At 32.3% G+C, this 23,233-nt stretch carries 20 protein-coding genes; 12 read left to right on the forward strand and 8 right to left on the reverse strand.

The annotated features are described in order from the left end of the window. From ACHRVZ_RS03095 to ACHRVZ_RS03105, 3 genes are all read left to right on the forward strand, one after another. Window positions 1-921 carry a homoserine kinase gene (locus tag ACHRVZ_RS03095; RefSeq protein ID WP_395420719.1) on the forward strand — a complete coding sequence of 307 codons (921 nt, stop codon included), beginning with the start codon at window positions 1-3 and terminating at the stop codon, window positions 919-921. Window positions 922-1,184: 263 nt separating this feature from the next. Next, the gene (gene thrC, locus ACHRVZ_RS03100) at window positions 1,185-2,474 is read left to right on the forward strand and encodes a threonine synthase (RefSeq protein ID WP_395420720.1); all 1,290 of its coding nucleotides are present in this window, start codon (window positions 1,185-1,187) and stop codon (window positions 2,472-2,474) included. A 135-nt stretch (window positions 2,475-2,609) separates the two neighbouring features. Then, on the forward strand, window positions 2,610-4,814 hold the full coding sequence (locus ACHRVZ_RS03105) for an AAA family ATPase (protein ID WP_395420721.1): 2,205 nt from the start codon (window positions 2,610-2,612) through the stop codon (window positions 4,812-4,814). A gap of 253 nt (window positions 4,815-5,067) precedes the next feature. Here the strand turns inward: ACHRVZ_RS03105 and ACHRVZ_RS03110 are convergent, their stop codons facing one another. From ACHRVZ_RS03110 to ACHRVZ_RS03120, 3 genes are all read right to left on the reverse strand, one after another. Further along, window positions 5,068-5,457 carry a helix-turn-helix domain-containing protein gene (locus tag ACHRVZ_RS03110; RefSeq protein WP_395420722.1) on the reverse strand — a complete coding sequence of 130 codons (390 nt, stop codon included), beginning with the start codon at window positions 5,455-5,457 and terminating at the stop codon, window positions 5,068-5,070. A 121-nt stretch (window positions 5,458-5,578) separates the two neighbouring features. Beyond that, window positions 5,579-6,655 (reverse strand): endonuclease/exonuclease/phosphatase family protein, encoded by a 1,077-nt coding sequence (locus tag ACHRVZ_RS03115; protein ID WP_395420723.1) that lies wholly within the window; start codon window positions 6,653-6,655, stop codon window positions 5,579-5,581. 237 nt (window positions 6,656-6,892) lie between these two features. Continuing rightward, window positions 6,893-7,822: a hypothetical protein gene (locus ACHRVZ_RS03120; protein ID WP_395420724.1), complete on the reverse strand. Its 930-nt coding sequence runs from the start codon at window positions 7,820-7,822 to the stop codon at window positions 6,893-6,895. Between the two features lie 182 nt (window positions 7,823-8,004). Here ACHRVZ_RS03120 and ACHRVZ_RS03125 point away from each other — a divergent pair, with 182 nt between their 5' ends. From ACHRVZ_RS03125 to ACHRVZ_RS03140, 4 genes are all read left to right on the forward strand, one after another. Further along, a complete protein-coding gene (locus ACHRVZ_RS03125) occupies window positions 8,005-8,946 on the forward strand; it encodes a hypothetical protein (RefSeq protein ID WP_395420725.1) in 942 nt (313 codons plus the stop codon). 17 nt (window positions 8,947-8,963) lie between these two features. Continuing rightward, window positions 8,964-11,480, forward strand: a complete 2,517-nt coding sequence (locus ACHRVZ_RS03130) for an FAD-binding protein (RefSeq protein ID WP_395420726.1) — start codon at window positions 8,964-8,966, stop codon at window positions 11,478-11,480. Window positions 11,481-11,883: 403 nt separating this feature from the next. Continuing rightward, entirely contained in the window at window positions 11,884-12,390 is a 507-nt protein-coding gene (locus ACHRVZ_RS03135; RefSeq protein ID WP_395420727.1) for a GNAT family N-acetyltransferase, read from the forward strand. A gap of 53 nt (window positions 12,391-12,443) precedes the next feature. Continuing rightward, entirely contained in the window at window positions 12,444-12,992 is a 549-nt protein-coding gene (locus ACHRVZ_RS03140; protein ID WP_395420728.1) for a HutD family protein, read from the forward strand. Between the two features lie 239 nt (window positions 12,993-13,231). Here the strand turns inward: ACHRVZ_RS03140 and ACHRVZ_RS03145 are convergent, their stop codons facing one another. The 3 genes from ACHRVZ_RS03145 to ACHRVZ_RS03155 all read right to left on the reverse strand — a co-directional run bounded on the left by ACHRVZ_RS03145 (window position 13,232) and on the right by ACHRVZ_RS03155 (window position 15,346). Further along, a complete protein-coding gene (locus tag ACHRVZ_RS03145) occupies window positions 13,232-13,615 on the reverse strand; it encodes a DUF3037 domain-containing protein (protein WP_395420729.1) in 384 nt (127 codons plus the stop codon). Beyond that, window positions 13,605-14,387, reverse strand: a complete 783-nt coding sequence (locus ACHRVZ_RS03150; RefSeq protein WP_395420730.1) for a HipA family kinase — start codon at window positions 14,385-14,387, stop codon at window positions 13,605-13,607. The genes ACHRVZ_RS03145 and ACHRVZ_RS03150 overlap by 11 nt, the downstream gene beginning before the upstream one ends. A 110-nt stretch (window positions 14,388-14,497) precedes the next feature. Then, a complete protein-coding gene (locus ACHRVZ_RS03155; RefSeq protein WP_395420731.1) occupies window positions 14,498-15,346 on the reverse strand; it encodes an NAD(P)H-hydrate dehydratase in 849 nt (282 codons plus the stop codon). Window positions 15,347-15,623: 277 nt separating this feature from the next. Here ACHRVZ_RS03155 and gcvT point away from each other — a divergent pair, with 277 nt between their 5' ends. From gcvT to ACHRVZ_RS03180, 5 genes are all read left to right on the forward strand, one after another. Then, the gene (gene gcvT / locus ACHRVZ_RS03160; protein ID WP_395420732.1) at window positions 15,624-16,706 is read left to right on the forward strand and encodes a glycine cleavage system aminomethyltransferase GcvT; all 1,083 of its coding nucleotides are present in this window, start codon (window positions 15,624-15,626) and stop codon (window positions 16,704-16,706) included. A 199-nt stretch (window positions 16,707-16,905) separates the two neighbouring features. Then, window positions 16,906-18,936 carry a S41 family peptidase gene (locus tag ACHRVZ_RS03165; protein WP_395420733.1) on the forward strand — a complete coding sequence of 677 codons (2,031 nt, stop codon included), beginning with the start codon at window positions 16,906-16,908 and terminating at the stop codon, window positions 18,934-18,936. Between the two features lie 229 nt (window positions 18,937-19,165). Beyond that, window positions 19,166-19,879 carry a YebC/PmpR family DNA-binding transcriptional regulator gene (locus ACHRVZ_RS03170; protein WP_007811539.1) on the forward strand — a complete coding sequence of 238 codons (714 nt, stop codon included), beginning with the start codon at window positions 19,166-19,168 and terminating at the stop codon, window positions 19,877-19,879. A gap of 101 nt (window positions 19,880-19,980) precedes the next feature. Beyond that, window positions 19,981-20,463, forward strand: coding sequence for a hypothetical protein (locus ACHRVZ_RS03175; RefSeq protein ID WP_395420734.1), 483 nt, complete (start codon window positions 19,981-19,983; stop codon window positions 20,461-20,463). A gap of 105 nt (window positions 20,464-20,568) precedes the next feature. Beyond that, on the forward strand, window positions 20,569-20,727 hold the full coding sequence (locus ACHRVZ_RS03180; RefSeq protein ID WP_395420735.1) for a hypothetical protein: 159 nt from the start codon (window positions 20,569-20,571) through the stop codon (window positions 20,725-20,727). 117 nt (window positions 20,728-20,844) lie between these two features. Here ACHRVZ_RS03180 and ACHRVZ_RS03185 read toward each other — a convergent pair whose 3' ends face one another. Further along, complete coding sequence (locus ACHRVZ_RS03185) at window positions 20,845-21,771, reverse strand: LamG domain-containing protein (RefSeq protein ID WP_395420736.1); 927 nt, start codon at window positions 21,769-21,771, stop codon at window positions 20,845-20,847. A gap of 352 nt (window positions 21,772-22,123) precedes the next feature. Then, window positions 22,124-23,164 carry a PLP-dependent cysteine synthase family protein gene (locus ACHRVZ_RS03190; protein ID WP_395420737.1) on the reverse strand — a complete coding sequence of 347 codons (1,041 nt, stop codon included), beginning with the start codon at window positions 23,162-23,164 and terminating at the stop codon, window positions 22,124-22,126. Between the last annotated feature and the right edge of the window lie 69 nt (window positions 23,165-23,233).

The following is a 23,233-nucleotide window of genomic DNA, read 5'->3' on the forward strand; positions in this document are numbered from 1 at the left end:
ATGGAAATAAAACTATTTTGCCCGGCAACTATCGCGAATCTTTCGTGCGGATTTGACGTACTTGGACTTTGCTTAGACAATGCGGGCGATGAAATGATTGTTCGAAAAGTAGATCAAAAAGGAGTTCGAATCACAAAAATTGTAGGTGCTGATTTACCAATGGAAACAGAGAAAAATGTTTCCGGAGTTGCAGCTTTGGCAATGTTGGAAACTTTAGACGAACTTGATTTTGGATTCGAAATTGAAATCTACAAACATATCAAAGCCGGAAGCGGAATTGGAAGCAGTGCAGCAAGTTCGGCCGGAGCGGTTTTTGGAATTAATGAATTATTGGGACGTCCATATTCTCGTAAAGAGTTGGTGCAATTTGCTATGCAAGGCGAAAAATTAGCCAGCGGAAACGCGCATGCTGACAACGTTGCTCCTGCCCTTTTGGGAGGTTTTACTTTGGTAAGAAGTTATGCTCCGCTTGATATTATTAGAATTGACAGCCCTGAAGAATTATTTGCAACGGTAGTTCATCCACAAATTGAGTTAAAAACTTCGGATGCACGTTCGGTATTAAAACAAACCGTTTCCCTAAAAAGCGCTATTATGCAATGGGGAAATGTAGGCGGATTAATTGCCGGATTATATACAAAAGATTACGATTTGATTGGAAGATCGCTTCACGACGAAATCGTAGAACCTTTAAGAAGCGTTTTGATTCCGGGTTTCGATTTAATCAAACAAACGGCTTTAGAAAATGGTGCTTTAGGTTCCGGAATCTCAGGTTCTGGCCCTTCGATTTTTGCTTTAAGCAGAGGGAAAAATACCGCCGATCAAATTGCCAAAGCCATGAGCGATGTTTACGAAAACATGAATTTACCTTATGAAATTCACGTTTCGAAGATAAACCCAGACGGAGTACGCATTTTGTAAAATGTGAGATGTATTAAATAAAAGAATTGAGATACAGTTTGTCATTTCGAGGAACGAGAAATCACACTAGTATGTCGACAAAGATTGGCGAATTTCTGTACGGAGTTTCGAGTGCGATTTCTCCTTTCAGTCGAAATGACAAGAAAACCAAATAATTATTATAGAAATAAAAAACATTTAAATAACCACACAGCTTTGCGGTCTCTGCGTTTTCAAAAGAAACCAACTCCTTGCGCACTTTGCGGTTAAATAAAAAACAACCAATGAAATACTATAGTTTAAACCATAATGCCCCAAAAGTTTCTTTTCAGGAAGCTGTAATACAAGGATTAGCGAGTGATAAAGGATTATATTTCCCCGAGAATATCACGGCTTTAGATGCGTCATTTTTTGATACAATCGAAAGTTTAAGTAACGAAGAAATCGCTTTTGAAGCGATCAAACAATTTGTTGGAGACGAAATTCCGGCTGATAAACTAAAAGAAATTATTGTCGAAACGCTATGTTTTGATTTTCCGGTTGTGAAAGTCGAAAACGGAATTTACTCGTTAGAGTTATTCCACGGCCCAACAATGGCTTTTAAAGACGTTGGAGCGCGATTTATGTCGCGTTGTCTGGCATATTTTAATAAAGATAAAAAAGACAGCAAAAACACTGTTTTAGTTGCTACTTCTGGAGATACCGGAGGTGCTGTTGCCAGCGGATTTCTAGGCGTTGACGGCGTTGATGTTGTGATTTTATATCCGTCAGGAAAAGTGAGCGATATTCAGGAAAAACAATTGACAACTTTAGGGCAAAACATTAAAGCACTTGAAGTTGATGGCGTTTTTGACGATTGTCAGGATATGGTAAAAAAAGCGTTTTTAGATGAATCTCTAGCGCACAAAAACCTAACCTCAGCAAATTCTATTAATATTGCACGTTGGTTGCCGCAAATGTTCTATTTTTTCTTTGCTTACAAAGCATTGAAAAGCCAAAACAAACCCTTGATTTTCTCTTGCCCAAGTGGAAATTTCGGAAATATCTGTGCCGGAATTATGGCAAAGAAATTAGGTTTACCAATCGAACATTTTGTAGCCTCTACAAACGTAAACGATACGGTACCAAGATTCTTAGAAAACGGAAAATACGAACCAAAACCTTCTAAAGCCACAATTTCTAACGCAATGGACGTTGGAAATCCAAGTAACTTTATTAGAATTCAGGAATTATACAATAATGATTTAAAAGCTTTCGAAAAAGATTTCTCATCGTACAGTTATACTGACGAAGAAACTCTTGTAGCTCTAAAACAAATCTATAATACTGATGGTTACATCGCAGAACCACACGGCGCTGTTGGATATTTAGGATTGAAAAAAGAATTACAAAAACATGAAAATGCAATTGGTGTTTTCCTAGAAACGGCGCATCCTATTAAGTTCCTTGATGTAGTTGAACCTGCTTTAGGAATTACACTTCTTATTCCTGCTCAGATTGAGAGCGTTATTAATGAGGAGAAAGTTAGTGTGAAGATTGGTAGTTATGAGGAATTGAAGAGTTTCTTGGGGTAACTCATTCTCTTTTATAAAATTTAAGCCACAGATTATTCAGATTCAATTCTAATAATTTGTGGCTTTTTTATTTAAAATCAACATTAGCTTTATGTAAGATAAATTACTATGTTTGAAATAACTAAATTATAAGTTATGATTAAATCGATAAACATAAAACTAGTTGCATCTTATGACGAAAATGGAATTCAAATTAATGATTTAAAGAAAATAAATTTTATATATGGAGCAAATGGATGTGGCAAAACGACAATATCAAACTTTCTATTTGACAATAGCAATGATAGTTTTAAGAATTGTTCTATAAACTGGAGCAATGAACAAAGCATTCCTACATTAGTCTATAATAAACAATTCAGGGAACATAATTTTGGTAGCGGAAAAATCAGTGGAATTTTCACACTAGGAGAAGCAACAGCCGAAGAAATTGAGAATATAAAATTAAAAAATGAAGAACTAAAAATTATAAAAGAAATTGGCTTACAGAAAAAAGAAATTTTAGAGAAACAAACTATTTATATTCAAAATCTAGAAACCAAATTTAAAGATGATACTTGGTCTAAAGTTTACAAGAAACATGAAAAAGATTTTAAAGAAGCTTTTGTTGGATTTTTAAAATCTGAAAGTTTTAAAAATAAATTGCTTGAAGAATACAAAAAAAATAAAATTCCGGTTGAATCAATTGAAGAACTGAAATTAAAAGCAAAAACTATATTAGGAGAAGTTCCTCAAAATATTACATTAATAAATCTTATTACATTTGATAGAGTTATTGAAATTGAAAAGAATTTGATTTGGAAAAAAATCGTTGTTGGTAAAGCAGATGTAAATATTTCAAAACTTATTCAAAAACTAAATATTAATGACTGGGTAAATGTTGGTAGAAACTACATTGAAAATGATACTTGTCCTTTTTGTCAAAAAGAAACAATAACTAATGATTTCAAAAAACAATTAGAAAGTTATTTTGACGAAACATATTTACAAGATTTAAATCTCATAAATTCATTAAAACAAGAGTATTTTGGTCTGATTGACAATCTATTAAATGAATTAAATCTCATTGAAATTAATCAAAAAAACTTTTCAAAATCAAAACTCAATAATGATAAATTTTCAGCTTTTTTAAAAACATTAACAAGCCAAACATCTACAAATAAAGAGCTTACAAATAATAAAACTAAAGAACCTAGCAGAATAATTGAAATAGTTTCATTAAAAGAACAATTAGAATTAATTTCCGAATTAATAATTGAAGCAAACAAACTAATTAGTGAGCATAATAAAATTGTAACAAACTTTGCAGAGGAAAAGAAAAACTTAATCAATTCTATTTGGAGATATGTCAGTGAAGAAAATAAAACTGATATTGATACATTCCTAAAATCATCTCAAGGTATACAATCATATATCGATAAATTAAAAACTGAAAGAGAAACAAAACTAAACGAATATAAAATTCTAGATGCTGAAATTAAATTATTAGCAAAGAATGTAACTAGTATTCAACCAACAATTGATGAAATAAACAAAACCTTAAAATCATACGGTTTTTTGAATTTTGAAATTGTTCCTACGAAAGAGATTGGTTTTTACCAAATTCAAAGAGAAGATGGAACAATTGCAGAATCCACACTAAGTGAAGGAGAAATAACTTTTATAACCTTTTTATATTACTTGCAACTTGCCAAAGGTGGGAGTTCAGAGGATAACGTAAATACTGAAAGAATTTTGATAATCGACGATCCTATCTCTAGTTTAGATAGTAATGTACTTTTTCTTGTTAGTACTTTAATAAAAGAAATAATCAAAGAGGTAAGAGTTGATATTGGAAATATTAAGCAGATTATACTCCTCACCCATAATATATATTTTCATAAAGAAGTTACTTATGTAGACAGTTCATATAGAAAAGGTGAAAAAGCTCATTTTTGGATTTTAAGAAAAAATAACAAACACTCTACTATCCAACCATATTTTGAGAAAAATCCAATTCAATCATCATATGAATTATTATGGAGAGAAATTAAAGAATGGGAAAAAAATTCAGGTATTACAATTCAAAATACAATGAGACGTATAATTGAAAATTATTATAGTATTTTAGGAAATCGTAGAGATGATTTCTTACTAGGTAAATTTACTTTGAAAGAAGAAAAAGAAATTTGTAGATCATTAATGAGTTGGACAAATGAAGGTTCACATACTATGCCTGATGATCTCTATATCGAATCTCCTGACAATACAATAAGTAAATATTTAGAGGTCTTTCGAGAAATTTTTGTTCATACTGAAAATATAGGCCATTATAATATGATGATGGAAATAACAGAAGAATAACCCGCTCGTGAACACAAAGAAATTAAAAAGTCAATTGGAACGTGCACGAGCGAGACGCTCGCGCTAGCAATTGAGCATAAAAAAGAGATCTTAATAAGATCTCCGTTGCAATTAACCGCAAAGCAAATTACAACATTGGAACGGAATATAGGAGCCGGTACGAAGTCGGGAGACTTCGCACAGCATAAGAAACAAGAATAAAAAAAGAGATCTAAATAAGATCTCTTTTTTCTATAATATATGTTTAAAGACTTTATTTCCCGTTTAGTAATTTCTCTAAATATTCAACTTTATCTTTTTCAGCTTGTACCAAACGCTCGTAAAGTTCAACAACTTTATCTAAAGGATTAAAAGTGCAACCGTAATTACCTGTAGTAATTGCACCGTGATCTTGAAAAGTATTTCCAATAATATTAAAAACTGCTTCTTCCGAAAAGTTTTTAATTGCTTCAACAGAAACTTCAAGAGCTTTTGCAATCTCAATTAGTTTTTGTTCGTCTACAGTTTCGCTGTTTTCAATAGCCGAAATGGCCTGCTGATTTGTTCCTATAGCCTGTGCCAGTGCTTCCTGTTTCATATCTTTAAGCTCTCTGATACGGCTTATATTTCTGCCGATATGTTTTGGTTTTATTGCTGTACTCATAATTCAAAGATATTTAAAATTCTTAAACGAAAATAGATTTCGGTAAAAAACAGGCTTTTTTTGTAAGATACTATTTTCATAAAACTGTGTACTAAGTCTTGAGACTGCTCACAGCTTCAAGTTAATTCGCAATCAAAAAAGTAGCTAAAACCCCTTTATGATCTGTCGGCCAAATACCATTTGGTTTTAAAAACGTGTCTTGATCGTGAGTCTCCACTCCTTTTCCTCTTACAATACTGCCAGTTGGTCCAACAATTACAGCATCTGTAAGCGTCAGTTTTTTATTGGGATAAAAATAGATAAAATCAATACGATCTCTTTCATCGGCGTCTTTTGCCCATAATAGTTTTGACAACTCCACATCGGTATTATAAGCTGGCCAGGTAAATCCCGGATATTTTACCGGATCAGGATATTTTACTCTATAAGAATCTAGAAATCCATTCTCCTGAAGCGTTAAACTGTTGTGCCATGGCACAATAGTTCCGTTATGATCAAATAAATCTTTTGTTGCAGCCGTCCAATCTAAATGCGATGGCTCGTTAAAATCACCTCCCAAAAGTATCAGATTTCCTTTTTGTTGTTCTTTTAAAGCATCCTTTACAAAGAGAGCAATCTCTTCATCACGTTGCGAATCTATGTTTTGTTTTAGAATTTTTTGTATATCTACAATAGGTTCCGGTAATTTTTTCCAATCAATTCCGTCGTAACCTCTTGGCAAATAACACGCATAATGTGTATAATCTAAATGTGCCGAATATATTGCGACACTGGTTTTCTTATTTAACCTGATCATACATTTGGTTATCGAACTTGAATTTATCGATGAAGTAGATTCAATAGGAAATTTCGACAAAATAACTGCATCACTTTTAAGACTGGAACAATAAAATGTTTCTCCTTTGGCTTTTAATACTTCTAAAATGTGTTGCGTAAAAATAACGTCATTATAATTTTTTACTTCACTCAGTAAAACAATATTAGCATCAGATTGAAGAATTACATCTACAATTGCATCAAATCCTCCTTTTACTGTGGTGCCTTCGTGCCACGTATTTAAAGAAAGTACTTTTAACTGCCCTTTAAAATTTGTTTCTGCCAAAGACACATTAGAAACTTTAGGACCAAAACCCGTCATAGCACTTACAGTTGCTCCAAAAAACAACAAAGTAGCAAGGAATAACATTTCATTTTTCATGGAATAATTTATAATAAGAGTTTTATTTTGCTTTACTATTAATTTGCTGAATTCAAACTGTACATGAATACAAATCAATGCTGAAATTTAATACTAAAATCTATTGATTCCAATTTTAGCTTTTAAAATCAAAACCACAAATCATACTGATTTATTTTCAGTACAATTTGTGGTTTTTTATTAAGGCAATTAAGTTGTGTAAAATTATTAGCTCTAAATCTTTACAAACGAAATTCTCTATTTGTAAATAAAGCTCATCTTAACATCTGTAAATTTTTTAAAGTTTGTCGAATTCACTTCTGTTATTGTTGTTCCAGACATTAAAATTTCAGCTAATCTACCAAACTCATCAAGGTTTCTTTTTAATGTAATACTATTAAAAGCTGTTGGCTGAGGCAGGTAGTTTTTATATATGTTGTCTATTTTAATAACATTGTTGGTACTTTTTTTACCTATTCTGTCTTTCACCACAATGTCCATTCCGTAATTAAATGCGTAAAAAAATGGCGTTTCATAAATCATATCGCCCATATTTATATAAGGACTATTATCGTACGTATAATTAACCTCAACGACTTCTCCAGAATATCCTGTTTCTTTCATTTGAGTAACATTACCGTTCTCAATTTTATAATCTACTTGTCTGTTTAAACGGTAATTTTTTCCATTGTTAGTACTTCCGTAATATTCTAATCTAGAAAGGTAATTATTGGTATATTTAAACAATACAGAATCCTTGCTTGAACTACGAACTTCTTTAGTCGATTCTACTATATCAAAACTACTGTTTACCATTAATGTGATATTACCATTTTGTAAATGCAACGATCTCTTAGAATTTTGTTTAAATCCAGCTATCGGGTCGTCTAACATATCAATTTCGATCAAGTTTTCATTTACATAATTAACACCATAAACCCAACCGGTAAAACTTATTTTGTTTACTCTTTTTAAATCGTCGTATTCATAAGTTTGCGGATCTCTTGAATATCCTATATCCATTGATTTTGGATAAAGAATCGAAACTAATTTTTGGTTGGTAGGATTAATAACTTCTGGTTTTTCAGGAACTGGGTTTGTTGGAGAATCTTCTGAATCTGAAGAGCAGGAAGTAATTGTAGAAAAAATAAATGGTAATAAAAATAACAGTAATTTTTCTGATCTCATATTTTATTTGTTTTTGAATGGGGTTAGTAAAACAGGAACATATCCTTAATTTTCCGATGCCAAATGTAAAAATTTTATTATCAAAAATAAAAGCAAAAAAGTAGTTATTCGAATTCTTTTTTAATTATGAAATTAGTTTTTTGTAAGCATATTCACTATGTTTGACAGCATAAAAACTAACCATGAAAAGACGGAATTTTCTTAAATCAACATTGCTTTTTGCTACGTCGGTACAAATGTTTCCGAACACGATATTAAATTTGACTTTAGAAGTTCGAAACAACTTTAAATACATTTATACCAATGCGAAGCTTAAAAATCAGTTCTTTCTGTTTCTAAAAAATGTATTCAATTTATATCCTGAAAAGAAATTCCACGAACTAATTTATCAAAACACCATTGCAAAAAATACAGATAAAGAGATTTATTTGGCCACACAATCTAAGTTGGACGATATCTCTCCTATGCTTTCCACTTTTCGCTATCAGCTTCCGGCTTTAATGCATCAAAAAAATGAAATGTCTGTCGAAACAGTTTCTTTACTTGGAGAAGGCAGTTCTTATAATGGTTATTTAGAAATTGGCTCGTCGGGCAGGTATTTAGATTATCTTGAAGAAAGTGTTTCTATTGAAGGCAAAAGATATTATGCTGATGGAAGAAAACCTAAATATTCTTTTTCAGAAATGGTCGATCGCGGTCAGATCGCTGTTGGTGCAGAATACATTCAGTTTACCGATTATAAAACCAAATTTGCAGATCACGTACCTAAAAACAGTTTAGATCTTGTAACAGTTTACATTGGTTTTCACCATTGCCCTTTAGATTTACGAACGCAATACATTTCGTCTATTAGAGATACTATGCGAGTTGGCGGAAAATTGATTTTAAGAGATCACAACTGCGATACCGAAGATCAAAAAGTATTGGTGGCACTGGCGCACGATGTTTTTAATTTGGGCGTAAACGAAACTTGGGAATACAATAGTAAAGAAGTAAGAAACTTTTATTCTTTAGATTTCATTATTGATTTTGTTGAAAAAATCGGATTCAAGTTTCATAAAAAAACCTTGTATCAAAAAGGAGATCCTACCAAAAATGCGTTAATGCTTTTTACAAAAATCTAATCACTGCACTTTCTTCCATGAAAAAAAAATACCGTTTGATTCAAATTCTCTTTATTTATTTTATAAAAATTGTAAAGTTTCTATACGCCGGAATCAAAAAGTCAATCCGATTTATTAATAGCAAAAAACGTTTAGCAATTCCGTTTTATGGTTTTCTTGCATTTGTATTCTATATCTTTTTATTAATACAATTTTCGGGAGATTCGGCATTCGATAAAACGCTAAACAACAAAACCCTGAATGACGTTACGCAAATAAATCCTATTCAGGTAAATCAAATTATTAAACCCAAAACGGTAAATGAAATTGTTTATGCTATAAAAAACACCACCGGACCTATTTCTATTGGTGGCGGAAAATACAGTATGGGCGGACAAACTGCCTTCGAAAATAGTTTGCATATTGATATGAGATTGTTTAAAAAAATCATCAATATCGATACAACCAAAAAGCAAATTACGGTACAAGCAGGAATTCGATGGAGAGACATTCAAAAAGTAATTGACCCATTGAATTTGTCTATAAAAATTATGCAAACCTATTCTAATTTTACGGTTGGAGGCGCAATATCAGTAAATTGTCACGGAAGATATATTGGTCATGGCCCCATTATTTCATCTGTATTAGAATTAAAAATAATTACCGCAAATGGCGATATCATAATTGCTAACCGAGATGTAAATCAAGATGTTTTTAATGCCGCAATTGGCGGATATGGAGGTATTGGAGTAATTGCCGAAGCTACTTTACAATTGGTCGATAATGTAAAAGTCGAAAGATTCCATGAAGTAATGCCTATTGAAGATTACAAAGCTTATTTTGATAAAAACATTCGCAGCAATGAAAATGTAGTTTTTCAAAATGGAAATCTATATCCGCCCAAATACGATAAAATAATGAGCGTTTCCTGGGAAAAAACCACAAAACCTCTAACAGATACTGATCGTTTAATACCTGAAGATGAAAATTACTGGCTCGAATCGCATATGGCAGGAGTTGTTTCGTGGGGAAATTCAGGAAAATGGATACGAGAATATACCATTGATCCCTTATATTATATTCCGGAAATAGTACGCTGGAGAAATAAAGAAGCAAGTTATGATGTAAAAGAATTAGAGCCATCTTCGCGCGAAAAGACAACTTATGTATTGCAGGAATATTTTATTCCGGTAGAAAACATAAAATCATTTATCCCGAAAATGAGTGCCGTTTTTCAGAATAATAAAGTAAACGTCATTAATGTTTCGCTAAGACATGCTTTACCGGATCATGAAAGTTATCTTTCGTGGGCAAGAAAAGAGGTTTTTGCATTTGTAATTTATTATAAACAAGGAACAGATCAGGAAGCCAAAAACAATGTAAAAAAATGGACTCTTGAAATGACGGACGCTATTTTGAGCGAAAACGGAACCTGGTATCTTCCGTATCAGCCACACGCGACTGTTGAACAATTTAAAAAAGGATATCCAAATAGCGGCAAATACTTCGAATTAAAAAATAAACTAGATCCTAATCAGCGATTTACAAACAAGTTATTAGACAAATATAATCCGTATGCAAATAGTTTACTTTCGAAAGAAAAGAAAAAACTAAAGGATTATTACAGAGCTGAGGAACAAACGGTTCTAACGGTTCCAGAATGGTATTTGGTTTATAATCCAAAAGAGTATGCCGATTATCTGGAAAGCGGTAAAAATCCTTCTGATTTTCCTTTTTATAAATCTATTGATGAATATTGGAAACTTTATGATCGTTCTCTAAAATTGACCTCCGAAGCGTATCCTGAAAATGCTGAATACAAAACTATGCTTCAAGTTATCGGTGTTAGTATGACTATGGAATATGGTGCTAAGATTCTCTACGAAAATACAATTGGAAGATTCTTTTCTTTATTCTCCGAAGAAAATTCATCTGAGTCCGAAAAAGTAATTATTGAAGCTCAAAAATCATATAGCGATTTTATTTACCAAACTGCTTGGTACGAATTTAAGTTTTTACCGTGGATTACAAAAGTATGGACGGCTTCTGAAAAATCAGATCACAGTATACTTCGAAAATGGGAAAGAACATTTTTCTTCACCATCGAGTTTTCCTTCAAAGCTTTTTATTCTCAGCTTATAGAATGGGCTGCAAAATCAACGGATGAAACTCCATCAGACAAAATTTATTTAATTGTTTCGAATGTTGATTCCATAAGAGAAAGCAACAACTTAAAGATCATTAAAAAAGACGGTGATAAAATGATTATCGCGGTAACCCGATGGGAAGTTTTTACCAAAGAAATGATCAAACTCTCTAAACAAGATGTAAAAATCTATGAGATTTCCGGAAATGATGAAATTGCAATTTCTACAATTATGAACCGGTCACAAGAAATAAAACCTCAAGGTATAAAGCTATTGTATCAATCACAAATTGTAACTGATGATAAGGTCAAAAGAAATGTTTACCTTTTACCAGTCGAAAAACTATTGCCTTTTATCAAGAATTTACAAAGTAACAATATTACTGTTGAACATGTTTATGATTATTAAGCCTTAAAACCTAAAGATGAAACTATGGAATATTTTTTCTTAATTATATTGATCCTTCAAATGCTATCTTATGGCTTTGTTGATTATTTTAAGATCAAGTATGGCCGCTTCATTATTCTATCGCTCTTTTTATCACTTTTTTTAATAGCATTCCCTTTTTATTTTCAAGTCTCAGAAAATTGTTGTGAATGTTATAGCCCTTTTGCCTATTTTAAAGAGTACTGGAATATTGGAATTGTAATAGTTTTGTTTTCTCATTTTACATATTGCTATTTGATTAATAGAAAACCAAAGAATACAAAACAATAATTTCGGCTAAAGCCATTTCTTATTTTTACTTTTGTTCCCCCAGTCAAAACAAGAGACACTTCAAATTAATAAGATTATTAGAACATCGCATATTATGATTACTAAAGCAACATTACAAGACATTCCAGCATTAACTATATTAATCAATTCTGCATATAGAGGTGAAACCTCAAAAAAAGGCTGGACTACCGAAGCCCATTTATTAGACGGAAAAAGAACAAATGAAGAAGAATTGACAGAAACGATTCTTGATCCTAAAAATACTATTCTAAAATACACCGAAAACAATCAGATCATTGGGTCGGTTTTATTGGTTGAAAAAGAACATCAATTGTATTTGGGAATGTTGACTGTTTCTCCTGAATTACAAAATAGCGGAATCGGAAAAAAAATGTTGGCTGAAGCCGAAAATCATGCTAAATCTTTAGGATTGACTAGTATTATTATGACGGTTATTTCGGTTCGCGAAGAGCTTATTGCGTGGTACAAACGCCACGGTTATGCTGATACAGGCGAAAGAGAGGCTTTTCCTGAAAGCGAAATTCATGTTACAATTTCTGAAGAACCCTTGGAATTTATTTATTTGGAAAAGAAAATTTAAGTGTTTAAAGAACAATCCGTTTTACTTTTGATTTCTTATAAAGAACTAAAAAAATGAACATAAGCCTTTTGTCTCAAAAAGATAGTACGCCCACTATTTGGAGTGGTGGATTGACATATGAATATATGATATATCCAAAAACAGCAAGCTACTCCGATCGAGATTTTGCATTCAGAATAAGCAGTGCTACAATAGAAGAAGCGTCTTCAGAGTTTACCAAATTTAAGGGTTATTACCGATACCTGGTTATGCTTGATAACAGCTTGTATGTTGAGGTAAACAAAGAAAAAAAAACATATGAGAAATATGAAATCATGGAATTTAATTCGGATGATGAAGTGACTTCATATACAAAAGGTATTGATTTTAATTGGATGGTTTCTGAAAAAATACGCCATCACAAACTGAAAATAACGAATAGTGATCAGAATTGTAATGCTCAAATAATAATTTTATTTTCTTTAGATACAACCGTTATTAAAATTAATGAAAAGCCATACTATCTAGAACCTAATGATTTATTTGTCATTGAAAATCTAAAAAAGGAAAATATAATACTTCATTTTTCTAATGAATGCCTCTTTGGAATATTGGATTTTTAATCCGATAATGAATCTCATAAAGACACAAAGTCGCAAAATTTTTTAGTCAAAATTCCCATACAGTTTGTCATTTCGAGGAACGAGAAATCACACTCGTAAATCGAAAAAGATTGGCAACCTTCTTTGCGGAGTTCCTAGTGTGATTTCTCGTTCCTCGAAATGACAAAAATGAACGCAATAGAATGTGCTTCTACAAAAAACCTTTGTCACTTTGAACCTCAGAACCTTTGAACCTTTCCCTAAAGAACTAACTCTTCAAATAATCTCTGAACTGTTTTTTCTAAATCTTGACACAAACCCGGATGTGGTCGTGAAGTTTGAATTGCAGAGCTTCGAATTGCCGTTAGCCATCTAAAACGTTCAGGAATATCCATTGCCCCAATTGGACCTCCGTCTTTAGTTCCGTTCGCTATTTTTTCTAAGGCAGTTATATTGCAATGCAACTGCTCAATATCAAAATCGTTTGATAATGCTTCAATTTTTGCATCGTTTATGTGGTGCAAAACTTTAATAAATTTGGCTTTTTTGCAAAACAAAATGACTCCTATGTTTAGGAATTCTTCGCGCTCCACTCTTGGTACCACACGAATTACGGCATACTCATATAAGTGACTATCTTGCATTTTGAGCTTGATTTACAAAGATTTCTGAATTATTTAATCGGGTCTGTAAAAACTGTAAGTATACATTTCGTAATGCTTCCGGAGTTTCATCGGTGTCTTCCCATTGCAGCCATTCTAGCGGAATTGTATTTACAATATCTTCCAGAATTTCGTGTGTTAAAAGCGCTTTGAATTCGGCATCAACCTCTTTTAAAAGTGTCGCTTGCGGTAACAAAACATGATCTTTTATCAACGCAAAAGGACTTTTAGCATGTTGCTCCCAATTGTTCCAGGAATGATGAAAATACAAACATGCACCGTGATCAATCAGCCATAATTCTTTGTGCCAAATCAACATATTGGTATTTCTAAATGTTCTGTCAACATTAGTAATATAAGCATCCAGCCAAACGATTTGCGAAGCTAATTTGGCGTCAACCGTTGTTACAACAGGATCGAAAGTAATCGCACCAGATAAAAAATGAAGTGCTAAATTTAATCCCTGGCTACCTTGAAGTAAATCCTGAATTTCTTCGTCACCCTCAGATCTTCCAAAAGCTTCGTCGAGATGAGCAAAAACCAGTTCAGGAAGTTGCAATTTTAAGGCTTTTGCGATTTGTCCGCCTACTAATTCGGCAATTAAAGCTTTAACACCGTGACCAGCTCCTTTGAATTTTAGGACGTATTTAAAATCATCATCGGCTTCTGCCAAAGCAGGTAAAGAACCCCCTTCGCGCAAAGGCGTGATATAACGCGTAACGTTTACCGTTCTGAGATCGAAATTGTTTTTCATAATACAAACTTAGTAATTTAACCGCAAAGCACGCAAAGGCATTTTCATTTGAAATTTTATAAAACCGAAAAGTTCGCAAAGCTTTGTGTAAATCCCAGCGTACTTTGCGGTTAAACTTCTAAACTTAAAAAAGCTTTTCCTAAGTTCTCAATAATATCTGAAGCGATAAAAGACTCATAACCTGTTTCTGGTAAGGCAATGTCGGCGGTTAAACCATGCAGAAATACACCTAATTTTACAGCGTATTTTGGTTCGTAACCTTGTGCTAGAAAACTTGTAATTATTCCCGTTAAAGTGTCGCCACTACCAGCAGTTGCAAGTGCGGCATTTCCTGTAGTATTTTCGTAAATTTCTTTTTTATTAATGATATAAGTTGGTGCACCTTTCATGACGATAATCACTTTGTACTTTTCAGAAAAAGCGGTTGTTTTTTGAAACTTTTCAGATTCTGAATTCCATTTGCCAATTAAACGTTCGAGTTCTTTTGGATGTGGTGTTAAAATAGTGTTTTCTGGAACTAATTCAAGCCATGATTGATTTTGAGCAAGAATATTCAACGCATCGGCATCGAGAACTAGTGGTACTCTATTTGTTCTTAAAAACTCGAATAGTGCTTTTTGTGTACCTAACTCCTGCCCGATTCCTGGTCCAATTGCAATAGCTTGCGGGATTATTGGAAGATGAATATTGGTAATAAAATTGACGTTTTCATCAGTAACAACCATAACTTCGGGAATCGATATTTGAAGAATTTGATAACCACATTTTGGTGTAAAAGTCGTTACGAGTCCGCAGCCTGATTTTAAACAGGATTTTGACGCTAAAACCGCTGCTCCTATTTTACCATAACTTCCGGCAATAATCACAGCGTGACCTTGAAGTCCTTTATGTGTATGAGGATTTACGCGTTTATAGAATCTCTGAACTTCATCTTTTGTTATTAAAAGCGGCTCTTTCATTTGAATGATTTATAGATTTAAAGTTACGCAAAAAATGAAGAAGAAATCTGTCTTATTACCTTAAAACCTTAACCCTGATTACTTCACTATTCTTTAATTTTAGTAGAGCTCAGTGAACTTCATTTGCAGCGATATTTTTTTTCTGGCTTCTATGACAAAGAAAAGATATAGCGAATAGCAGGAAATTACTCCTAATCATTGCGAAATTTATAATTTAGACTATCAAAATTTGATATTTTTTGAATAAATTTGCGACACAATTTTATAAAACAACACAATGAAAAATACTGCGCTTACGCACATACATGAGAGTTTAGGAGCGAAAATGCTGCCTTTTGCCGGTTATAATATGCCAATTACTTACGAAGGAATTAACGCTGAACACGAAACTGTTCGTAATAGTGTGGGCGTTTTTGACGTTTCGCATATGGGTGAATTTTTGTTGACGGGACCAAATGCATTGGCTTTGATTCAGAAAGTAACTTCAAATGACGCATCGACTTTGACTATTGGAAGAGCGCAATATTCTTGTTTGCCTAATAATGAAGGTGGAATTGTTGATGATTTGATTGTTTATAAAATGAAAGATGAAGAGTATTTACTTGTAGTAAATGCTTCGAATATTGATAAAGACTGGAACTGGATTTCTTCGCACAATGATTTGGGTGTTGACATGAAAAACCTTTCTGACGATTACTCTTTATTGGCAATTCAAGGGCCAAAAGCGGTTGAAGCTATGCAATCTTTATCTTCTTTAGATTTAGCTGCAATTCCTTACTACCATTTTGAAGTTGGTGATTTTGCTGGTTTTAATGATGTAATTATATCTGCAACTGGTTATACTGGTTCTGGCGGATTTGAAATTTATTGCAAAAATACTGATGCTGAAGCAATTTGGAACAAGGTTTTTGAAGCTGGTGCTGCTTTCGGTATTAAACCAATTGGATTGGCCGCTCGTGACACTTTACGTTTAGAAATGGGATTCTGTTTGTACGGAAATGATATTAACGATACTACTTCTCCACTTGAAGCTGGTTTAGGATGGATTACGAAATTCACGAAAGAATTCACAAATTCTGAAAACCTTAAAAAACAAAAAGAAGAAGGTGTGACCAGAAAATTAGTTGCTTTTGAAATGCAGGAACGTGCCGTACCAAGACACGATTACGAAATTGTTGATGCTGAAGGTGCTGTAATTGGTATTGTAACTTCTGGAACTATGTCTCCTTCTATGAATAAAGGAATTGGTTTAGGATATGTTACTGTAAATAATAGCGCTGTTGAAAGTGAAATTTTCATCAGAATTAGAAAAAATGATGTTCCTGCTAAAGTGGTAAAACTACCTTTTTACAAGAAATAATTTTTTAAAACATATATATTGAAAATGCGTTACTTTTTAGTAGCGCATTTTTTTTGCTGTAAGTTTTAGCAATTAAAAGATTTTATGAGTCTAATTATTCATTAAAACAAATCATTTTGATGTAAGAAATTTTAGAAAAAAAAATATGACCTATAACCAAAAATAAGCGTAACTTTAGTCTAAACGAAGATTTCGATTTATGAAAAAAATTTCATTAATACTTTTGTTTACTACTAGTATTCTATTTAGTCAAAATAGTAGTGAAACATGCGACATACTAAGCAAAATAAATGCACTTATTCAGTCAGAACATATTAGACCAAAACCGGTAGATGATAGTTTATCGGTTTTTGTTTTTGATAATTTAATAAATGAGTTAGATCCTTCCAGAAACATATTTCTGAAGACTGAATATGATGAAATAGCAACAAAATATCGTTCTAATTTAGACGATTTTATTTTAAGCAACGATTGTAGTTTTCTGGCAGACATTACTGCCAAATACAAAAGCGGTTTATTGAGAACTAAAAAAGTATTAGAAAAAATTCAATCGCAGCCTATTGATTACAATAAAAAAGATACAATCCGATTTTATAAAAAATCATTTCCATTTTACCTTAAAAGCGAAGATTTAGAGAAAGTTTGGCTAAAAAAAATTCGTTACCAAATTTTGGATGATATGGCTGAAACGAGCGATAACCTAGACTCCATTAAAGCCAATTATAAATCTATTGAACAAAAATCAAAAAATTTAATTGTTTCTAATGAAATTTGTCGAATCAATACACTTTTAGAAACTAATACAAAACAGGAAGAAAAACTCTATAATTTTTTCTGTACCTACTTTGATCCGCATACTGCTTATTTTAGTGATGATTCTAAAACGAGTTTTGTCGCTTCGTTATCAAAAGAACATTTGTCTCTTGGAATGAGCGTAAATCTGAATGAAAAAAATGAAATTATCATTGCCGAAGTTGACCCAAATGGTCCAGCCTACCAAACTGGACAAATTAAAAAAGGCGATCAGATTATTTCGATATCCAATCAAAAAGAAACTTTACAGGTTTCTTGTGCTTCATTAGAATCTATTTCGTCTATGATTCTGTCTGAAGCTAATAAAAGTATTACGCTGACACTAAAACGAAACTCAGGTAAAAGTTTTGATGTTTACATTGAAAAACAGGTAATGAAAGATGAAGAAAATTCTGTTTTCAGCTTTATTATTGGGAAAGACAGTAAAATTGGATACATTAAAATTCCAAGTTTTTATGCTGATTTAGATGGTAATAGCCGAAAAGGCTGTGCCGATGATGTTGCTCGCGAAGTAATAAAACTTGAACGTGATAATATTAAAGGTCTTGTAATTGATTTAATTGATAACGGCGGCGGATCGATGGAAGAAGCCATCAAATTAGCCGGAATGTTTATCGACTATGGTCCGCTTTCTATTGTTGTAGATAATAACCAAGCTAAATCTGTGATAAATGATCCGTACAAAGGACTTATTTATAAAGGTCCTATCGTGATTTTAGTGAATAGTAATACGGCTTCGGCAAGTGAATTTTTCTCTTCTATATTACAAGATTATAACCGAGCTTTATTAATAGGAAGCACAACACTAGGAAAAGCAACAATGCAAACCATTCTTTCGCTTGACGAAACAAAAAATACTGATTTCCTAAAGATTACGATTAATAAATTCTACAGAGTTACCGGAAAAAGCCATCAATATATTGGAGTTACTCCAGATGTAGTTCTTCCTGAGTTTTATGAAAGTATTTACCAGAAAGAAAGTGATTTTCCTACTGCAATTAAAAATGACAGTATTGAACCTTTTCTAAAATATAAAACCTACGTGAAGAGAAGCCTAATTGATAAGCTGGCTAAAAATAGCACAGCCCGATTGGCAGACAATTATTTTTTTACCAATATCAAAAAAATAAATGTCAAAATTGATAAATTAGTTAACACACCAAAAGCCGAACTTCCGATGACTTTAGACGCTGTTTTTAACCAAAAGAAAGTATTAAACTCACTTTGGACGGAGATCAATACATTTAATGATGAAAATAATCCTTTAGACGTTTACAACTCAAGTGTTAATCAGTTTTTACTTGGCGTTTATCCAAACGATAAAACAATAAACCAAAGCCAGATGGATAATTTGAAAACAAATCCATATCTAAATGAAGCGGTGAATGTGATTAATGAATTTAATAATTCGAAATAGTTTCAGGTTTCAGGTTTCAGGTTTCAGGTTTCAGGTTTCAGGTTTCAGGTTTCAGGTTTCAGGTTTCAGATGTAGAAATTCCATTCCCAAAACGAATGGAATTTTTACATTATACAGATTCCAACAAACTTGAAACCTGAAACTTGAAACAAATCAAAAAAACTTAATCTTTGATTTTGCATAAATAAGGAATAACCGTATTTTTGCATCTCAAAATAAAAAATTAGTAATGGGAAGAGCGTTCGAATTTAGAAAAGGAAGAAAAATGAAACGTTGGTCAGCAATGGCTAAAACATTTACCCGAATTGGTAAAGACATCGTTATGGCTGTTAAAGAAGGTGGCCCTAACCCAGATGCCAATTCTAGATTAAGAGCTGTAATACAAAATGCAAAAGCCGCTAACATGCCTAAGGACAATGTGGAGCGTGCAATTAAAAATGCAAGTAATAAAGACACTGCCAATTATAAAGAAATTTTGTTTGAAGGATATGCTCCTCACGGAATTGCTATTTTGATCGAAACTGCCTCTGACAACAATAATAGAACTGTAGCAAACATTCGCAGCTATTTTAATAAATGTAATGGAACAATGGGAACTCAAGGTTCTGTTGAATTTATGTTTGATCATACTTGTAATTTCAGAATTGCAAAAGGCAACCTTGATCCTGAAGAATTAGAATTAGAACTAATTGACTTTGGTGCTGAAGAAGTTTTTGAAGATGAAGATGGAATCTTAATCTATGCACCTTTTGGAAGCTTTGGAGCGCTGCAAAAAGAATTAGAAAACAGAGGACTGGAAATTTTATCTTCAGGTTTTGAGCGCATTCCGCAAATCACCAAAGAACTTACTGAGGCTCAAATCGCTGATGTTGAAAAACTAATCGAAAAAATTGAAGAAGATGATGACGTGATGAACGTTTATCATACAATGAAAGAGGAATAAAATACTTCTTTCTTATAAAATTACACTCCGGAGAAATCTGGAGTTTTTTTTTGATTAATTTAAACGCGAATTTCTAATACCAACAAAAGACAATTAGATTCATGAGAACACTTTCATTAATTCTTATATTTTTAGGATTATCAATACTTGCAACTGAAGTAGTAAATGACTTTTATAAAACTAAAATATTTTATGCTTCATTAGATCCAAAAAAAAATTATTCTAAAGACACACTATTTGTTGATGAAGAAACATGTCCATCAAATATAGGGAGCAATAAAACATCCTGGATATTTCATGGATATTGTCAATCTGATAAATTAAAAATTGGAATTGCAATACCAATGAATATTGTAGCAAGTTTAAATTTCAACAAAAACAAAATTCCAATTTGGCGGATTAATAATGTAAATGATAAAATACTTTACCGAAGAATGGATAACAAAATCAATAGCCCTTTTTCATACGAAATGCGTCAATATTGGACTTCTCAACTATTTATGATCGCTGCAATACCTGCCTTGTTTTACTATTTAAGAGCAAGAAGAAAAACGAAAAAGAAATTAACCAATCAAATACTCTAAAAGATTATTGCCTAAACTATTATATTTGCAACGTTTCAAATCTAAATTAATTTAAAATACCTTTTTTATGCAAACATCAAAATACACAAATACATCATAATCATAATGGTCATTCTATTTGTAGTCATCAGTGCCATAAGCTGTTCAACTCATACACATACTTACAGCAGCAGTCCAAAAAAAGTGCCACCGGGACAGGCTAAAAAAATGTCTGGCAGCAAAAGCGCAAAAGCTTATGCTCCTGGACAGCAAAAAAAGCATTAATAGTATCCAAAACAAAAGCCTTCTGAAATTCAGAAGGCTTTTTCACTATTCAAAAATATTTAACACTATTAATATTTTTATAAACTAACAATTTATATTCAACCAAAAAAAGTGTTCCTAATTTGCCGTCATCTTTTTTGCAGGAGTATTTGTTATTTTCAACAAATAAGTTCCTTCAGGTAAATCATTAATATTTGCCGCATTACTACCTAATACTTTTTGTCCTTGTGAGAAAACCTCAACATTTTTTCCACCAGAATTCACATCACCAGTTGAAATAATGGTATTTGACACTGTTGGTTTTACAACTGTTTTTGTTTTAACTACTGCCTTTTTTTCTGTTTTTGCAGCAGCAGCTGGTTCAACAGTTACAATAACAGAATTAACGGGTTTTGAGATACTATAATATTCCTTTACTTGTTCATCAGTCAACGCAACACTATATATCTTTAAATCGTCTATATCAGCATTAATTCCAACTGTTGTGTTTATTTCTCCAAGTCTAAAAATATTTCCTTTGGTCGAACGTGAAATTCCGTCTACAGATTTCAACAATTCTCCGTTACGATATATTTTTGAAACTTTTCCGTCAAATGTTATAGTATACTGATACCAAACATCTTTTGCTAACGGCGTAGAAACAATAACATCGTTACTCGCTCCCCAGCCTGCCAAACTTAAGTCTGAATTAGAAGAAGCTGTTCCTTGTTGTAATAATCCACAATATTGAGCATTATAAGCTGTTCCATAACCCCAGATATAATTTGGAGCCGAAATAGAATTAAATTTTACCCAAATACTTACTGATCTTGCACTATTGCTCTGAGGAAGATTGTCGATAACAGCCTCCATTCCTTTATTGGTTAGTCGTTGAGCAGATTTAACAGCTCCAGATCTATCATTAACAAAATTGTTCGTACCGATAAAAGAAGTAGTGTTATCAGTATTATTCAAAGTACCATTGAAATTAAACTCTTGAATTGGATTTTGAGCATTAACATTCAAATAACTTACAAACATCAAAGTGAGTAGTAATTTTTTCATAATAGTAGATTTTAGGGGATTAAAATACAAAGTGTCATTTTAACACTGCTAAACTATATTATTATGCATTTCGCCGAAAATTTTCCCGATAACTAACCTAAATAATCGTTCAAATAACCAAATATCATGATTTAAAACACTTAATCGATTTTTTATACTCTCAGAAATAATACTAAAATAATAAATTAATCTCAACCAAAATCAAAAAATCCTACGTATAAATACGGTATTTGCAATTGCAAATTAAAAATCAATTTCTCAACAAACTGACATTAAATCTTAAATCTGGCCATAAAAAAACTCCGTCTACAAACGTAGACGGAGTTTTATATCTTTAAAGTGTAATTAAAAATTACTTCACAAATTCAATTTTTTGAACTTCTTCTTCGTTGACACTGTCAAAGAATCCTTGCTCGTTCATCCAGTCATCACTAAATACTTTACTCATATAGCGAGAACCGTGATCCGGGAAAATAGCAATGATATTACTATCTTTAGTAAACTCACCTTCTTCTGCATATTGTTTAATAGCTTGCATTACTGCTCCAGAAGTATAACCAACAAATAAACCTTCTTTTCTAGTGATCTCTCTTGCTGAGTGAGCACTTTCTTCATCAGTCACCTTCATGAACTTGTCGATGATATCAAAATCTGTTGCTGATGGAATTAGGTTTTTACCTAAACCTTCTATGCGATAAGGATAAATCTCTTTATTATCAAACTCTCTTGTCTCATGATACTTCTTTAAAACTGATCCAAAAGCATCAACACCTAAAATTCTAATATTTGGGTTTTGCTCTTTTAAGAATTTTGCTGTTCCTGAGATCGTTCCTCCAGTTCCGCTACAAGCAATAAGATGTGTTATTTGTCCTTTTGTCTGTTCCCAAATTTCAGGTCCTGTAGTGTTATAATGCGCATCAATATTTAATTGATTAAAATATTGATTGATGTAGACTGAACCTTTTGTTTCTTCGTGCAGACGTTTGGCTACATTATAATAAGATCTCTCATCATCTGCTGAAACGTGAGCCGGACAAACATAAACTTTCGCCCCTAAACTTCTCAACATGTCAATTTTATCTTTCGACGATTTTGAACTTACAGCCAAAATACAATTATAGCCTTTTATAATGCTTACCATTGCTAAACTAAAACCTGTATTACCAGATGTTGTTTCAATAATGGTATCACCTGGTGATAGAATCCCTTTTTTCTCAGCCTCTTCAATGATATATAACGCTATTCTATCTTTTGAGGAATGTCCTGGATTAAAAGCTTCTACCTTTGCGTAGAAATTTCCTTCTAAGTCTTCGGTGATTTTATTTAGCTTAATAAGTGGGGTATTACCTATTAACTCTAAAACATTATTATAAGCGTTTATTTCTTCTTTCATAAAAAAATAGTTAATCAAAGGTATTTTCAAATAACCTCGATAGGTTGCAAATTTAACAAAAAATTTCTA

The sequence above is a fragment of the Flavobacterium sp. FlaQc-57 genome (genome assembly GCF_044007395.1).
Taxonomy (GTDB): domain Bacteria; phylum Bacteroidota; class Bacteroidia; order Flavobacteriales; family Flavobacteriaceae; genus Flavobacterium.

What these genes read in the sequence shown, in the direction of transcription:
- ACHRVZ_RS03095 (WP_395420719.1), top strand. Translation starts at nt 1, where the DNA reads ATGGAAATAAAACTATTTTGCCCGGCAACTATCGCGAATCTTTCGTGC.
- thrC (WP_395420720.1), top strand. Translation starts at nt 1,185, where the DNA reads ATGAAATACTATAGTTTAAACCATAATGCCCCAAAAGTTTCTTTTCAG.
- ACHRVZ_RS03105 (WP_395420721.1), top strand. Translation starts at nt 2,610, where the DNA reads ATGATTAAATCGATAAACATAAAACTAGTTGCATCTTATGACGAAAAT.
- ACHRVZ_RS03110 (WP_395420722.1), bottom strand. Translation starts at nt 5,457, where the DNA reads ATGAGTACAGCAATAAAACCAAAACATATCGGCAGAAATATAAGCCGT.
- ACHRVZ_RS03115 (WP_395420723.1), bottom strand. Translation starts at nt 6,655, where the DNA reads ATGAAAAATGAAATGTTATTCCTTGCTACTTTGTTGTTTTTTGGAGCA.
- ACHRVZ_RS03120 (WP_395420724.1), bottom strand. Translation starts at nt 7,822, where the DNA reads ATGAGATCAGAAAAATTACTGTTATTTTTATTACCATTTATTTTTTCT.
- ACHRVZ_RS03125 (WP_395420725.1), top strand. Translation starts at nt 8,005, where the DNA reads ATGAAAAGACGGAATTTTCTTAAATCAACATTGCTTTTTGCTACGTCG.
- ACHRVZ_RS03130 (WP_395420726.1), top strand. Translation starts at nt 8,964, where the DNA reads ATGAAAAAAAAATACCGTTTGATTCAAATTCTCTTTATTTATTTTATA.
- ACHRVZ_RS03135 (WP_395420727.1), top strand. Translation starts at nt 11,884, where the DNA reads ATGATTACTAAAGCAACATTACAAGACATTCCAGCATTAACTATATTA.
- ACHRVZ_RS03140 (WP_395420728.1), top strand. Translation starts at nt 12,444, where the DNA reads ATGAACATAAGCCTTTTGTCTCAAAAAGATAGTACGCCCACTATTTGG.
- ACHRVZ_RS03145 (WP_395420729.1), bottom strand. Translation starts at nt 13,615, where the DNA reads ATGCAAGATAGTCACTTATATGAGTATGCCGTAATTCGTGTGGTACCA.
- ACHRVZ_RS03150 (WP_395420730.1), bottom strand. Translation starts at nt 14,387, where the DNA reads ATGAAAAACAATTTCGATCTCAGAACGGTAAACGTTACGCGTTATATC.
- ACHRVZ_RS03155 (WP_395420731.1), bottom strand. Translation starts at nt 15,346, where the DNA reads ATGAAAGAGCCGCTTTTAATAACAAAAGATGAAGTTCAGAGATTCTAT.
- gcvT (WP_395420732.1), top strand. Translation starts at nt 15,624, where the DNA reads ATGAAAAATACTGCGCTTACGCACATACATGAGAGTTTAGGAGCGAAA.
- ACHRVZ_RS03165 (WP_395420733.1), top strand. Translation starts at nt 16,906, where the DNA reads ATGAAAAAAATTTCATTAATACTTTTGTTTACTACTAGTATTCTATTT.
- ACHRVZ_RS03170 (WP_007811539.1), top strand. Translation starts at nt 19,166, where the DNA reads ATGGGAAGAGCGTTCGAATTTAGAAAAGGAAGAAAAATGAAACGTTGG.
- ACHRVZ_RS03175 (WP_395420734.1), top strand. Translation starts at nt 19,981, where the DNA reads ATGAGAACACTTTCATTAATTCTTATATTTTTAGGATTATCAATACTT.
- ACHRVZ_RS03180 (WP_395420735.1), top strand. Translation starts at nt 20,569, where the DNA reads ATGGTCATTCTATTTGTAGTCATCAGTGCCATAAGCTGTTCAACTCAT.
- ACHRVZ_RS03185 (WP_395420736.1), bottom strand. Translation starts at nt 21,771, where the DNA reads ATGAAAAAATTACTACTCACTTTGATGTTTGTAAGTTATTTGAATGTT.
- ACHRVZ_RS03190 (WP_395420737.1), bottom strand. Translation starts at nt 23,164, where the DNA reads ATGAAAGAAGAAATAAACGCTTATAATAATGTTTTAGAGTTAATAGGT.